We start from the raw sequence: 13,551 nt of genomic DNA on the forward strand, positions 1-13,551 counted from the left end.
CCAGCTCGCGCGCCCATTTTCCCAAAGGAGCTTCCCCATGAGCAAGACCGCGATCAACACCGACAAGGCCCCTGCCGCCATCGGCACCTATTCCCAGGCGATAAAGGCCGGCGACACCGTCTACCTGTCCGGGCAGATCCCTCTCGATCCGCAGACCATGGAACTGGTGGAAGGCGACTTCGAAGCCCAGACCGTGCGGGTGTTCGAGAACCTCAAGGCGGTCGCCGAGGCGGCCGGCGGCTCGTTCGCGGACATCGTCAAGCTGAACGTCTTCCTCACCGACCTGGCGCACTTCGCCAAGGTCAACGAAGTCATGGGCCGCTACTTCGCGCAGCCCTACCCGGCCCGCGCCGCCATCGGCGTCGCCTCCCTGCCGCGCGGTGCGCAGGTGGAAATGGACGGCATCCTGGTCCTCGGCTGAGGCTCTTCTTGGGCGGAGCCGCCGCTCCGCCCTCCCCCATCGGCACAAGCTTCCTCCATATCGTTATATTTACGAATATATAACGCATGTCCTACACTGCCTCCCGGCCCCGCCAGCCAGGCACCCGAGCCTTTGGCGGGAGAAGGATCTGTTCGCCCCTGTCCGGACAAGTCACGCATTCGCCCGAATGACCAGCGCCGGCCATCCCGACGAATGGCCGCGCACTCGACAATCCGCCCGCCATCTGCGCCGCATCGCACGCCAGTGCCGCCCCTTTCGCGGCCGTCCGGCAGCCGTGGCGGGCACAGCCTGAGGAGGCACGCCATGTCCAACCCGCCCCTGGATGCCGAGGCCGGCGAAAGCGCCGAACTCGCCCGGATCGAGCCCATTCCCGCCGAGTCCCTGCCGCTCGTGCGCGACACCATCGAGCGCCTGCGCCCGGGCGTGCAGCGCGACGGCGGCGACCTGGAGCTGGTCGCCGTGCAGAACAACCTGGTCCGCGTCCGTCTCAGCGGCGCCTGCGTCGGCTGCGCCCTGGCCGGGCAGACCCTCGGCGGCGTACGCCGCGAGCTGGTCAAGGTACTCGGCAATCCCTCGGTACGCGTGCTGCCGGCCCCCTGAACAGCGACCCATGCACCAGCCAAAACGCCAGACAGGAGCGGCCGTCCCCATGCCTACTCTTCCCCAGTACTACGGATGCAGCTTCGGCGAGTGCCGCACGGACCTGCTGCCGCTGCTCTACGAAATGAGCCAGATCGCCACGGAGAGCGGCGATCTGTCCAGCATCATCAACATCCTGCTGCGCCTGATGCAGTGCCACATGAAGGTGGTGCGCGGCATGGTCAGCCTCTACGACCGGGACTCCGGCAGCATCGTCCTGCACGAGAGCTTCGGCCTCAGCCCCGAGGAGGCCGGCAAGGGCATCTACCTGCTCGGCGAAGGCATCACCGGCAAGGTGGTGGAAACCGGCCAGAACATCGTCGTGCCGTGCATCCGCGACGAGCCGGCGTTCCTCAACCGCACCGGCAGCCGCGACAGCGACGACGCCAACCTGTCGTTCATCTGCGTGCCGATCATGCGCGGCCGCCAGGTGATGGGCACGATCAGCGCCGAGCGCCTCTACGACAACGCCGAGCTGCTCAAGCTGGACGTCGAGGTGCTGTCGATCCTCGCCACCACCACCGCCCAGGCGGTCGAATTGTACCTGGTCGAGAACGTCGAGAACGTCGCCCTGGAGGCAGAGAACCGCCGCCTGCGCAGCGCGCTGGGGGAACGCTTCAAGCCCGCCAATATCATCGGCAATTCCAAGCCGATGTTCGAGGTCTACCAGCTGATCGAGCGCGTGGTACGCACCAGGACCACGGTGCTGATCCTCGGCGAGAGCGGCGTCGGCAAGGAGCTGGTGGCCGGCGCCATCCACTACAGCAGCCCGGCGGCGAAGGGCCCGTTCGTCAAGTTCAACTGCGCCTCGCTGCCCGAATCGGTCATCGAGAGCGAGCTGTTCGGCCACGAGAAGGGCTCCTTCACCGGCGCCATCGGCCTGCGCAAGGGCCGCTTCGAGGAAGCCGCCGGCGGCACCATCTTCCTCGACGAGGTCGGCGAGATGTCGCTGACCACCCAGGCCAAGCTGCTGCGCGTGCTGCAGGAGCGCAGCTTCGAGCGGGTCGGCGGCAACACCACTATCCACGTCGACCTGCGGGTGATCGCCGCGACCAACCGCAACCTCGCCGAGATGGTCGCCGACGGCAGCTTCCGCGAGGACCTCTACTACCGCCTCAACGTCTTCCCCATCACCATCCCGCCGCTGCGCGAGCGCGGCAGCGACATCATCACCCTGGCCGACCACTTCGTCTCGCGCTTCTCGAAGGAGATGGGCATCGAGGTCAAGCGCATCTCCACCCCGGCGCTGAACATGCTGCAGAGCTACCCCTGGCCGGGCAACGTGCGCGAACTGGAGAACATCATCGAGCGGGCCATGCTGCTCAGCGAGGACGGGGTGATCCACGGCTACCACCTGCCGCCGTCGCTGCAGGCGCCGGTGGTCGGCGACAGCGAGGCCCCGCCGGACAGCCTCGAGGCGCGCCTCGGCGCCATCGAGTATGAACTCATCGTCGAGGCCCTCAAGCTGCACCACGGCAACATGACCGAGGCGGCGGCCCATCTCGGCCTGACCCGCCGCGTGCTCGGCCTGCGCATGGCCAAGTACCACCTCAACTACAAGGACTACCGCTGAGTCCTGGGCGCCGTACGCGAAGGTACTGCTGCGTACAAGGATCGTTCGCCGCGGTACGCCAAAGCCCGGCAAATTGCGGTGAAACCCGTCAATGGCGCGGCTTTGCGCGGTTGGCGCGCTGTTTGCTCCACCCTCCTGCAGGGGTTCGCGGCGGAGCGCTCTCCGCCAAACGCGCTCCGCCCGCCGAACGGCACTTTTCCATCCACCGCACGCGACGGCTACTGCCCGTCCGGAGGGGTATGATGAACCAGACCGAAATCCAGAAACTGCTCGACGAGCCGGCCTGCACCCACAACACGGCGGGCAAGACCGGTTGTTCGCGCTCGCGCCCCGGAGCCACCCAGGGCGGCTGCGCCTTCGACGGCGCGCAGATTGCGCTCCTGCCGATCGCCGACGCCGCGCACATCGTCCACGGCCCGATCGGCTGCGCCGGCAGCTCCTGGGACCTGCGCGGCAGCAGCTCCTCCGGCCCGCAGCTGTACCGCCTGGGCATGACCACCGAACTATCCGACGTCGACGTGATCATGGGCCGCGGCGAGAAGAAGCTGTTCCACGCCATCCGCCGCGCAGTCGAGCGCTACAGCCCGCAGGCGGTGTTCGTCTACGGCACCTGCGTGCCGGCGATGCAGGGCGACGACATCGAGGCGGTGGCGCGCGACGCCAGCCAGCGCTGGGGCGTGCCGGTGATCCCGGTGGACGGCGCCGGCTTCTACGGCACCAAGAGCCTGGGCAACCGCATCGCCGGCGAGACCCTCTACCGCCACGTCATCGGCACCCGCGAGCCGGCGCCGCTGCCGGAAGGCTCCGTCGCCCCCGGCATCAGGGTGCACGACGTCAACCTGATCGGCGAATACAACATCGCCGGCGAGTTCTGGCGCGTCGCGCCGCTGTTCGACGAGCTCGGCCTGCGCATCCTCTGCACCCTCTCGGGCGACGCGCGCTTTCGCGAGGTCCAGACCATGCACCGCGCCAAGGCCAACATGGTGGTCTGCTCCAAGGCCATGCTCAACGTCGCCCGCCACCTGCGCGAGGACCACGGCACGCCGTTCTTCGAGGGCAGCTTCTACGGCATCGCCGACACCTCCCAGGCGCTGCGCGACTTCGCCAGGGCGATCGACGACCCGTCGCTGTCGGTGCGCACCGAACTGTTGATCCTGCGCGAGGAGAACAGGGCCAGGGCGGCGCTCAAACCCTGGCGCGAGCGCCTGGCCGGCAAGCGCGCGCTGATCTTCTCCGGCGGGGTGAAATCCTGGTCGGTGGTCTCGGCGCTGCAGGACCTCGGCGTCGAGGTGATTGCCACCGGCACCGAGAAATCCACCGAGGAGGACCGCGCGCGCATCCGCGAACTGATGGGGCCGAACGCCCGGATGATCGACGACAACGATCAGAGCGCGCTGATCGCCACCTGCATCGAGAGCGGCGCCGACATCCTCATCGCCGGCGGCCGCTACCTGTACGCCGCGCTCAAGGCGCGCCTGGCGTTCCTCGACATCAACCATGAACGCGACTTCGGCTATGCCGGCTACGACGGCTTCGCCGAGCTGGCCCGCCAGCTGGCGCTGGCCATGCATAGCCCGGTGTGGCAGCGCGTGCGCCAAGAGCCGCGCTGGGTACGCGCGAGCATCCCTACAGCCCTGCTGGAGGAGGCGTGACATGGCCAGGATCGTCCAGACCAACAAGCCCTTGAGCGTCAACCCGCTGCGCGTCAGCCAACCGATGGGCGCGGCGCTGGCCTTCCTCGGCCTGGCCCGCAGCCTGCCGCTGGAGCACGGCGCCCAGGGCTGCACGGCGTTCAGCAAGGTGTTCTTCAGCCGCCACTTCCGCGAGCCCATCCCACTGCAGACCACCGCACTGGACATGGTCAGCACCGTGCTCGGCGGCGACGAGCGGCTGCAGGAAGGCCTGGCGACGGTTATCGACGAGCACCGCCCAGAGGTGGTCGGCCTGGTCACCACCGGCCTGGTGGAAATGCAGGGCGCCGACATCCGCCGCGTGCTGCGCAGTTTCCAGGCATCGCGCTGCGAGAGCGCGAGCATCGTCGCGGTGAACACCCCGGACACCCTCGGCGGGCTGGAGAGCGGCTACGCCCTGGCAGTGGAGGCGATCATCGACGCCCTGGTGCCGGACGCCGTGGTGCCGGTGGCGCAGCGCGCCCGCCAGGTCAACCTGCTGGCCTCGTCGATGCTGACCCCGGCCGACATCGAGGCGATCCGCGAATGGATCGAGAGCTTTGGCCTGCAGGCGGTGATCCTACCCGACCTCGCCGACTCTCTCGACGGCCACCTGACGCCCCAGGGCTACACCACCCTGACCAGCGGCGGCACCAGCCGCCAGGCGATCGCCGCCATGGGCCACTCGGCGCTGACCCTGGTCGTCGGCGACTCCCTCGGCCCAGCCGCCGACCTGCTGCAGGCGCGCACCGGAGTACCGGACCTGCGCCTGCCCGGGCTGACCGCGCTGGCCGACTGCGACGCCTTCATCCAGGCGCTCGCCGACGTCTCCGGCCGCCCGGTGCCGGCGCGCATCCTGCGTCAGCGCGAGCAGCTGCTCGACGCCCTGGTCGACAGCTACGTCCCGGTCGGCGACGCGCGCATCGCCATCGGCGCCGATGCCGACCAGCTGATCGCCCTCGGGCGCTTCCTCGACGACATCGGCGCCCGCCTGGTCGCCGCAGTCAGCCCCTGCCGCAGTACGGCGTTGCAGGCGCTGAACGTCGAGGAAGCGGTGGTCGGCGACTTCGAGGACCTGGAGGAACGCGCCCTGGAAGCCGCCGCGCAGCTGCTGATCGGCAACTCCCACGCCCTGCAGAGCGCCGAGCGGCTGGGCATCCCGCTGCTGCGCGCGGGCTTTCCGCAGTACGACCACTATGGCGCGGCGGCGCGCCTGTGGGTCGGCTACCGCGGTGCGCGCCAGCTGCTCTTCGAGCTGGCCAACCTGTTCACCGGGCAGCGCGCCGGCATCGCCCCCTACCACTCGCCGTTGCGCCAGGACTTCGCCGGCGCCGCCGAACCTTCCGCGAGGAGCATCCCTGCATGATCAAAGTCGCTTTCGCCTCCAACGACCGCCTCAACGTCAACCTGCACTTCGGCGCCGCCGACACCCTGGTCGTCTACGACGTCTCGCCAGGCTATGCCGAATTGCTCGGCGTCGGCGAGTTCGTCAAGGTCGACATGAAGGGCGAGAACCGCTTCAAGGCGCTGTCGACCGACGAGGAAGCCGCCAACATCGTCGACATGCAGCTCAGCGCCGAGGAGCTGGAACGCCTCGCCGCCAAGCCGCCGGAGGACAAGGTGATCGCCAAGCTGGTCTTCCTCGACGGCTGCTCGGCGATCTACGCCGCCTCGATCGGCACCTCGTCGATCAAGCGGCTGATCGCCGCCGGCATCCAGCCGATCATCGTCGGCACCGGCCAGACCATCGAGGACCTGCTCAACGAGGTCAGCCTCGCCCTGCACTGCGGCGGCCTGAGCTGGGTCGAACGAGCCAAGGCCAAGGCCAAGGCCGAACGCGCCGCCCAGGCCCCTGCCGCACCCAGCGAGTCCGCCGGCGGCCTGCGCCTGATCACCTCCATCGACGAACTCGAATAGCCGTAGCGTCCTGCCCACCTCCGCGCCGGAGCACTCCCTCTGCTGGGGACTGGAGGCAGACCAAAACGGCGAGCGGGTGAGTCTCGCCATTTTCCCCTATCGACGTGGGGGCGCGTGCGCCGTCGCGCTCGCCCCCCGTTTCGGCCTTTTCCAGCCTCCGGTCACGTCCAGACAGCGGTTTAGCAATTAATGGATCAATGATGCCCGGAATGACCCTCCACGGCATCGTTTCCATGATCGCTTAGTTGGGCCCCTATCCAGGTATGAATTGAATGTATCAACTCGGTTTTACTGGTAATGAACTGGAGCTGTGCACCATCCTGGATGTCTTCGTACTTCACGGAAATTTCGCCTGGCTTGGCATTCCTGAGCGCCTCAAGGCCTGGCATATCAACACCATGAATAGCTACCGGACCGGAAAAATCCCCACTCGAAAACTGATTGCTTATGTCCTTCAAATGGTTGCGGATCAGCATTACCTGATCGGGTTCCGCCCCCGTCTTTACGACGACTTTCTGAACGCCACCGTATTCGGTTCTTTCAAAAATATGAGTAGTTTGACTTAAAGCAAAGGGCATCACTTCCGCACCGCGCCGGGCGACATCCGCCTGGCGCTCAGGCGAGGCTTCCGATGCAAGCACCGCGCTCGAAAAACATATCGCGATGCCAAATACCGACAAGAGCTTCAACGATCTTTCCATAGAATTCAAAATAGTCTCCCGCACAATAAGTGCATATTTAAATCTTCAACTACCACCTAATGACCTTATCACTATCGACAAGTTCCGAAATCGACTAATAAAACCAATCGAGCAGGCACTAGTCACCTGTGCGGTTGATTGGTTAACTCGAGTTCGGATGACCAGGGTTTCGAGACAAGGCGCCGCGACGAATCATAGCAGGGCTATGGCGAGGAGCGGCAACGCCGTATCGGAGCCCCGGGCGCCGAAATTGACTCATCGAATCAACCAAGCAGGCAGGCAGGCAGGCAGGCAGGCCACTAGCCGCCAGCCATTGCCGATACGATGAAAACCTCATCATGAGTACCGAGGACGGTTTCCAGTCCATCAAGCGCTTTAATATCCTTTCCATTGACAAAAATCTTGATGTACTTCTTCATACTGCCATCCTGGCCATGGAGTTGAGAACTGAACCCTGGGTATTGCATATCGACTTCTTCAAAAAGCGCACTAATGGATCTTGCTCCAACCTCTAACTTAGGCAAATCCTTGACAAACTTTCTGAAAGGCGCGGGAACGAAGAGAGTAGGCATTCTTTTATCCTGAGGTCAATGGCACGTGTCTGCCCCACATGCTGGACAATCCTTTGTACGCTCGACCTGAAGGTATCTTGTCGTATTCGACTCGAGGTCGAAAAACCAAAGGATATTCTTGAGTGGCTGCCCGAAGCCCGTCAGCACCTTGATTGCTTCCATGGCAATAGTCGTCCCAACGATCACAGGGCCAGGACCAATTGCTGGGAAAATCTTTATATCCGTCCAGAACTCGGGCTTTTCCGGAAATATGCATCTCAGGCACCCTGTCTCACCGGGAATGAAGGTGCTTGCATAACCCTCCATGCTGAACATGGCCCCCATGCAAACAGGCTTTCCCTGTCTCATGGCCTCATCATTCATCAGGTAGCGCTCTTCAAACAAGGGAGCACCATCCACGATCAAATCGGCTTCCGAAACAAGACCTGAGATATTTTCTTTGGTGACGTAATCGTTTATCGCTGTTATTTCAATTTCCGGATTAATTTCCCTGAGCTTTTCCGCCCATACATCCGCGCAAGGCCTGCCCAGATCGGCAGGCGTCACCAGCTGCCATCTGTTAAGGTATTCCGGAACCACCTTACCACCGTGCGCCAATATCAAACGACCTACACCAGCACGCGCCAAATTCATTGCCGCGGTGCCACCTACGCCGCCTACTCGGGAAACAAGAACGGTAGAACCTTTGAGGCGTAACTGTCCTTCCTCGCCGAAGCCCTCAATCCGCAACTGCCTGGAATAACGCTCCCTCTCGAACTCACTGAGCAGCTTAGTTTGCATGAGATTCCTTCACTCCATCACAAACCCAATTGTTAATACTCCGCCCCCATAGATACCGTCAATATACTGGAGGCTCAAGATATGGCGCATCAATAAAGAGACATCTCTTTATCGACTTCCGCCGCCCAGGCCCGCAACCCACCCCGTAGGCTATAAGCCTTATGAAAGCCGTGCCTTTCAAGAATTTCCAGGGCCTTCCGGCTACGCTCCCCCATCAGGCAGTAAACAATAATTTCTTTTGTAGGGTTCAACTCTTTATAGCGAACAGGCAGCTCACCCAAAGGCACATGTACTGCACCTTCAATCCTGCAGATTCCCCACTCATGCGATTCCCGTACATCCAGAAGGATTACATCTTCGCCATGCCTGGCCTTGATGGCCGCGTCATTGGCGGCAATCTCCCTGCGAGACTCACCACTCGGAGCGGCCGAACCGCAGAAAGCCTGATAATCCTGAAGAGCAGTGATACTTGGCGAAGTACCGCATATGGGACAGCTGGGGTCCTTTTGAATCTGCAGCTCATTGGCCCGCATACTTAAAGCATCGAACATCAGCAATCGTCCGATGAGTGGATCACCGATACCCAAAATCTGCTTGATCACTTCTGTCGCCTGAATGACGCCAAGCAGGCCCGGCAGAACGCCCAATACCCCGCCCTCGGCACAGCTCGGCATTTCTCCAGGAGGAGGAGGCTCTGGATATAGACATCGATAACAAGGCCCCTCTTTTGCGTAGAAAACCGATGCCTGTCCCTCGAATCTGAAAATACTGGCATGGACATTAGGCTTTCCTAAAAGCACGCACACATCATTGGTCAAATAACGAGTGGAAAAATTATCGGTGCCATCCGCAATCACATCGTACTGAGAACATATATCGAATGCATTCTCCGACGTGAGCATGGCTTCATGTTCTATGATTTCGATTTCCGGATTAAGATCTCGAAGTTTTTCGGCAGCCGAACTGACTTTCGGCCTACCGACACTGGAAGTGTAGTGAATGACTTGACGCTGCAGGTTGCTATAGTCGACGACATCATTGTCAACGAGCCCCAGGCGCCCGACACCTGCCGCGGCCAGATACAATGCCAGCGGAGAACCCAAGCCCCCTGTGCCAACGCACAGGACTTTTGATTTCTTTAGCTTTAACTGCCCCTCCCAACCCACTTCCGGCAATAGCAAATGCCGGCTATACCTGTTGACTTCCTGATTCGAGAGCTTCATCAAGCATACCCTTGCAAATTATCAAGCAGAAATATCGACCAGACTACTTCTTTTCCTTGTAAAGCTTTTTCTTGTAATAAACTTAACCAAATTATTTAAGACAAAGCAATGCCCTTTGAAGAATTTTCCTTCTGCACAATGGCGGCACAGCCAAGTCGCTATATGCTTTTCTCTATACAAAAGCTGGATCAGTTCTTGCTGAAAGTCTAATGATTAGTTATGTCCCGCCACGATGCCAGCTCTTTCCTAAAGCAGCACATGCGCCAAAAGACGTAAATCATGCAGGCCCCGGTAAACTACGGAGTGCAATTCCCCCAATAAAGTGATACGGGTCAAATTTACGACAATTGGATTGGAGTTCGGGATCAGCCAACATCGCCAGCCTTGAAATGTGCTCGCCATCACAAATCTTGAAAAAATCTTTATTGTCGGGCGGCCGCAAAAACCGAGTGAAACACCTGACCGCTTTGGTAAGGTGTTGCCATGTCCTACCACGAACTCAGCGTTACAGAACACACCACGATCCAGATCGGCCTGCTGAACAGCATGAGCCAGCGCAGGATTGCCCGGCTGCTGGACCGCAGCCCACCCACCATCAGCCGCGAGATCCGGCGCAACCGCAGTGCACAGGGTCGGTACGTCACCCATGAAGCCCAGCACTTCATGCGCGCTCGCCGTCAGGCCTGCCATCCGCACAGAAAGCTCGAGCCCGGCAACGAGCGGTTCGATTTGATGGTCCATCTGCCTGCACCAGGGCAAGAGCACCCGCAGGCCGCGTTCCGGCGGCGTGGATCGCCGCGGGACAGACTCCTGAAAGGGGTCAACATCCACCTATGCCCGCCGGAGATGAAGGACCACCTGATGCCCGACCACTGGGAGGGCGATCTGATCAAGGGCAACGCCTCGGCGGTGGGCACCCTGGTCGAGCGCACCAGCGGCGACCTCGGCGATGGAAGGCTTCAGCACCGCGCTGAACCGCATGCCGCTGGCGGTGCGCAAATGTTTGACCTATGACCTGCAGCGGGAGATGCCCCGGTATGCCGAGATCATGCAGAAGACCGGGGTAGCGATCTACTTCTGCGATCCGCACAGCCCCTGGCAGCGCTGCAGCAACGAGAACATCAACGGGCTGATCCGCCAGGACCTGACGGTCCACACCCCGGAACAGTTGGATGCGATTGCCTACCGGCTGAACATCCGGCCGCGCAAACGCTTCAAGTTCAAGTGTCCGAAGTGATGACGGAAGTCATGGCGATGCAGCATGATGCGCCCGCTTCAATCCAGTAACCATGCTGTACTCAGCTCCTGCAACCGCCCAATGCACTCCATTCGTCACGAGTCATTCGGTACAACCGCACTTCGCGCCCGTAAAACTGAACATTCTGGAAGCTACAAAATCCGGCCTTCTCTACGACTCGCATGGATGCCCCGTGCTCAGGCTCAACTATTACGACTACCGACCGGAACGCTTTCTCACTGAACGCAAAAGCCAATGCAGCGCACGCTGCCTCGGTGGCGAAGCCAGCCCCCCAATACCGTTGGGCCAAACGATATCCAAGGTTGATTTCTTCTACGTCGCCAACGAATTCGGGACCTACCCCACAGAATCCGATAAGAGCCCGCGACTCCTTTTCGACAAGAGCCCATGGGCCAACCCCGTGCGACTCGTAACAAGCCAAGCACCACTCGATAAACCTACGAGTCGCGGCCTCATCACAAACACCGCGAACCGAGTGCTTCATGACTTCTGGATCGCTAAGGATCTCTGCCAGCGAGGGTACATCGTCCAATGACAACGGCCTAATCAGCATCCTTTCTGTTTCGCTAATGAACACCACCGCCTCCTTCTGCATAACATTTGACATGAGCGGCATGCAGAGGCAGAGGCCGCAGACCAGAGCGTGCCTGCTCGATGGAAGGGTTGGGCCTCACCTTCGCGTTACCACTTTGGTGCTATGCGTTCACCGGGCAGGACGTCATACGGGTCAGCCCACCCAGGAATGGCTTGCACTCGGCCTAGCCAGGCACTGATGTGCGGATAGCGAGATGCAACCTTCCGTGACGACGCCCAACATTTGAGCTCAGCGGTCGGCAAAAGCGCAGCTTTTGACGGTCCGCTGGAAGGCTGTAATGGGCTCTTCCCTGCACCACACTTACCAGCGCCAGCGGTGCCGTGAGTGGCGTTCGGAGAGTTTCAGCGATGCACAAGCAGATTGCGGTGGATCTGGCCAAGTCCGTTTACCAGGTTGCCGAGAGCGTCCTTGCCGGTCAGGTGAGTCAGCGCAGGCGGCTGAAGCGTGAGGCATTTCGTCGACATATACAGGAGCAGGCTAAGCAGGTCGAGTGGCTGATGGAGGCCTGTGGCACGGCGCACTATTCAGACTGCGTGAAAACCTGGCAGTCCGCCGAGCGGATGAGGACAATGCCCATATCGCAAGATACGGGCATTGGGCCGCTGCAGAAGCTGAGTGCAACACGGTTACTGGGTGGAAGCGGGCGCTTCATGCTGCATCGCCATGACTTCCGTCATCACTTCGATCGGACACTTGAAGTTGGAGCGTTTGCGCGGCCGGATGTTCAGCCGGTAGGCAATAGCATCCAACTGTTCCGGGGTGTGGACCGGCAGGTCCGTGCCCGTGGGCGGGTACTGGCGAATCAGGCCATTGATGTTCTCGTTGCCAGTGGCCTGTGCGGTTGATTGGTTAACTCAAGTTCGGATGACCGGGGTTTCGAGACAAGGCGCCGCGACGAGTCATGGCTGGGCTATAGCGAGGAGTGGAGCGCAGTATCGGAGCCCCGGGCACCGAAATTGACTCATCGAATCAACCAAACAGGCCACTAGGTGTTTGCTCCCGGGAAGTAATGGTTCGGATCGCTTTTGAAGGGATACGGATCTCTATGCCACTGCTCCAGGATAAATCCAACCGGTGTATGTCCCTTCAGGGCCCTCAAAGGACAAGCGCTGTTGTACGCCCATAGGTAGTCCTTTAGATGGGCTTGCAGCTGCTCGAGCGAGGTGTAGTGAAACGCCTGGGTCGTGGCCTCCTTGATCATCCGGTTCATGCACTCGACCTGGCCGCTGGTCCAGGGATGGAAGGACTGGGTCAGGCGATGCTCGATGCCGTGCCGGTGACAGAGCGCATCGAAGGGATGTGCCCTGTAGGCCTCGGTCCCGGCTTTTTTGGCGAACGGGATGCCGTTATCGGTCAGTAGGCTGTGGATTCGATAAGGCAAGGCTTTCAGGGTGGCTTGCAGGAAGTCGACAGCAGTCTTTCGCATCATCTGCTCGTACAGCTGGGCATGGATGAATTTCGAGGTCCGGTCGATGGCGATGAAGAGATAGGCCTTACCTTCGGCTGTTCGTGTCTCGGTGATGTCGATGTGCAGATAGCCCAGCGGATAGCGCTTGAAGGGCTTCTTCCCGCGGGAAGGCTCGGTCGAGCGAGGCAGCTGGCTTACGCCATGGCGCTTGAGGAGTCGGTGCAGGCTCGAGCGGGTCAGCATGGGGATGGCCCGTTGCAGCGCATGCAGGCAATCGTCCAGAGGCAGCAGCGTCTTTTGCCGGAACGCCAGGACTGCGGCTTCCTGTAGCGGCGTCAGGGAAGTGGAGCGAGGAGCGCTCGGTCCCATGGGCGCGTCCTCGACCGTGTCACGGTTGCGCCACTTGCGCACCGTCTTGGGGTTGAGGTTGTAGCGCTTGCTCAGCGTCGCGATCGAATCCTGTGATCGCTGTAGTTCAGCTCGGATGGCGTGCGTGGTCGTGGCGCGTTGGTGAAGAACTTGAGCCATGGCTCTTCCTCCGAAAGAGGTTCGTACCATAAACCATTACTTTTCGGGACCAAATACTCACTCTTGTTCGTTGTTGTTGGGGGATTGCAAAGCGGGCCCCAATGCTACGACTGCCCCAAGCGGCAGAACAAGCCGATAATCGCCCTAGCACTACAGTTGCATATTTAGCCTTCATCTGCCTTGCTTGATGTATTCCCTTGCCTGGGAGAGACCGGATGACAACTGCATCGATCGAGACAACCCTG

12 protein-coding genes and 3 pseudogenes are annotated in these 13,551 nt (G+C 61.2%); 8 read left to right on the forward strand and 7 right to left on the reverse strand.

The window, feature by feature from the left end:
* Positions 1–37 precede the first annotated feature (37 nt).
* From ACYVD0_RS03315 to ACYVD0_RS03340, 6 genes are all read left to right on the forward strand, one after another.
* Positions 38–421, forward strand: a complete 384-nt coding sequence (locus ACYVD0_RS03315; RefSeq protein ID WP_460425469.1) for a RidA family protein — start codon at positions 38–40, stop codon at positions 419–421.
* Between the two features lie 324 nt (positions 422–745).
* A complete protein-coding gene (locus ACYVD0_RS03320; RefSeq protein WP_460425470.1) occupies positions 746–1,042 on the forward strand; it encodes a NifU family protein in 297 nt (98 codons plus the stop codon).
* A 49-nt stretch (positions 1,043–1,091) separates the two neighbouring features.
* Complete coding sequence (locus ACYVD0_RS03325) at positions 1,092–2,654, forward strand: sigma-54 interaction domain-containing protein (protein WP_460425471.1); 1,563 nt, start codon at positions 1,092–1,094, stop codon at positions 2,652–2,654.
* Positions 2,655–2,896: 242 nt separating this feature from the next.
* Entirely contained in the window at positions 2,897–4,306 is a 1,410-nt protein-coding gene (gene nifE / locus ACYVD0_RS03330; RefSeq protein ID WP_460425472.1) for a nitrogenase iron-molybdenum cofactor biosynthesis protein NifE, read from the forward strand.
* Between the two features lies 1 nt (position 4,307).
* A complete protein-coding gene (gene nifN / locus ACYVD0_RS03335) occupies positions 4,308–5,690 on the forward strand; it encodes a nitrogenase component 1 family protein (protein WP_460425473.1) in 1,383 nt (460 codons plus the stop codon).
* Positions 5,687–6,241 carry a NifB/NifX family molybdenum-iron cluster-binding protein gene (locus ACYVD0_RS03340; protein WP_460425474.1) on the forward strand — a complete coding sequence of 185 codons (555 nt, stop codon included), beginning with the start codon at positions 5,687–5,689 and terminating at the stop codon, positions 6,239–6,241. Before nifN ends, ACYVD0_RS03340 begins: the two co-directional genes overlap by 4 nt.
* 194 nt (positions 6,242–6,435) lie before the next feature.
* Here ACYVD0_RS03340 and ACYVD0_RS03345 read toward each other — a convergent pair whose 3' ends face one another.
* The 4 genes from ACYVD0_RS03345 to moeB all read right to left on the reverse strand — a co-directional run bounded on the left by ACYVD0_RS03345 (position 6,436) and on the right by moeB (position 9,517).
* The gene (locus tag ACYVD0_RS03345) at positions 6,436–6,930 is read right to left on the reverse strand and encodes an aspartate carbamoyltransferase (protein WP_460425475.1); all 495 of its coding nucleotides are present in this window, start codon (positions 6,928–6,930) and stop codon (positions 6,436–6,438) included.
* A 311-nt stretch (positions 6,931–7,241) separates the two neighbouring features.
* A complete protein-coding gene (locus ACYVD0_RS03350) occupies positions 7,242–7,514 on the reverse strand; it encodes a ubiquitin family protein (RefSeq protein ID WP_460425476.1) in 273 nt (90 codons plus the stop codon).
* A gap of 15 nt (positions 7,515–7,529) precedes the next feature.
* The gene (locus ACYVD0_RS03355; RefSeq protein WP_460425477.1) at positions 7,530–8,294 is read right to left on the reverse strand and encodes a HesA/MoeB/ThiF family protein; all 765 of its coding nucleotides are present in this window, start codon (positions 8,292–8,294) and stop codon (positions 7,530–7,532) included.
* Positions 8,295–8,383: 89 nt separating this feature from the next.
* Positions 8,384–9,517 carry a molybdopterin-synthase adenylyltransferase MoeB gene (gene moeB, locus ACYVD0_RS03360; RefSeq protein ID WP_460425478.1) on the reverse strand — a complete coding sequence of 378 codons (1,134 nt, stop codon included), beginning with the start codon at positions 9,515–9,517 and terminating at the stop codon, positions 8,384–8,386.
* 483 nt (positions 9,518–10,000) lie between these two features.
* On the opposite strand from moeB, the pseudogene ACYVD0_RS03365 reads away from it, so the two are divergent.
* A pseudogene (locus ACYVD0_RS03365) lies at positions 10,001–10,804 on the forward strand (IS30 family transposase).
* 11 nt (positions 10,805–10,815) lie between these two features.
* Here ACYVD0_RS03365 and ACYVD0_RS03370 read toward each other — a convergent pair.
* A complete protein-coding gene (locus ACYVD0_RS03370; RefSeq protein WP_460425479.1) occupies positions 10,816–11,391 on the reverse strand; it encodes a GNAT family N-acetyltransferase in 576 nt (191 codons plus the stop codon).
* A 326-nt stretch (positions 11,392–11,717) separates the two neighbouring features.
* On the opposite strand from ACYVD0_RS03370, the pseudogene ACYVD0_RS03375 reads away from it, so the two are divergent.
* A pseudogene (locus tag ACYVD0_RS03375) lies at positions 11,718–11,894 on the forward strand (IS110 family transposase); the annotation flags it as partial.
* Between the two features lie 102 nt (positions 11,895–11,996).
* Here ACYVD0_RS03375 and ACYVD0_RS03380 read toward each other — a convergent pair.
* Both ACYVD0_RS03380 and ACYVD0_RS03385 read right to left on the reverse strand, forming a co-directional pair.
* Positions 11,997–12,206, reverse strand: a pseudogene (locus ACYVD0_RS03380) (IS30 family transposase); the annotation flags it as partial.
* A gap of 149 nt (positions 12,207–12,355) precedes the next feature.
* The gene (locus tag ACYVD0_RS03385) at positions 12,356–13,306 is read right to left on the reverse strand and encodes an IS481 family transposase (RefSeq protein WP_460425480.1); all 951 of its coding nucleotides are present in this window, start codon (positions 13,304–13,306) and stop codon (positions 12,356–12,358) included.
* Positions 13,307–13,551 lie beyond the last annotated feature (245 nt).

The organism is Azotobacter armeniacus (assembly GCF_054779355.1).

Coding starts and splice junctions, on each gene's coding strand:
- ACYVD0_RS03325 (WP_460425471.1), top strand. CDS start 1,092: ATGCCTACTCTTCCCCAGTACTACGGATGCAGCTTCGGCGAGTGCCGC.
- nifE (WP_460425472.1), top strand. CDS start 2,897: ATGAACCAGACCGAAATCCAGAAACTGCTCGACGAGCCGGCCTGCACC.
- ACYVD0_RS03320 (WP_460425470.1), top strand. CDS start 746: ATGTCCAACCCGCCCCTGGATGCCGAGGCCGGCGAAAGCGCCGAACTC.
- ACYVD0_RS03350 (WP_460425476.1), bottom strand. CDS start 7,514: ATGCCTACTCTCTTCGTTCCCGCGCCTTTCAGAAAGTTTGTCAAGGAT.
- ACYVD0_RS03370 (WP_460425479.1), bottom strand. CDS start 11,391: ATGCCGCTCATGTCAAATGTTATGCAGAAGGAGGCGGTGGTGTTCATT.
- ACYVD0_RS03385 (WP_460425480.1), bottom strand. CDS start 13,306: ATGGCTCAAGTTCTTCACCAACGCGCCACGACCACGCACGCCATCCGA.
- ACYVD0_RS03340 (WP_460425474.1), top strand. CDS start 5,687: ATGATCAAAGTCGCTTTCGCCTCCAACGACCGCCTCAACGTCAACCTG.
- nifN (WP_460425473.1), top strand. CDS start 4,308: ATGGCCAGGATCGTCCAGACCAACAAGCCCTTGAGCGTCAACCCGCTG.
- moeB (WP_460425478.1), bottom strand. CDS start 9,517: ATGAAGCTCTCGAATCAGGAAGTCAACAGGTATAGCCGGCATTTGCTA.
- ACYVD0_RS03315 (WP_460425469.1), top strand. CDS start 38: ATGAGCAAGACCGCGATCAACACCGACAAGGCCCCTGCCGCCATCGGC.
- ACYVD0_RS03355 (WP_460425477.1), bottom strand. CDS start 8,294: ATGCAAACTAAGCTGCTCAGTGAGTTCGAGAGGGAGCGTTATTCCAGG.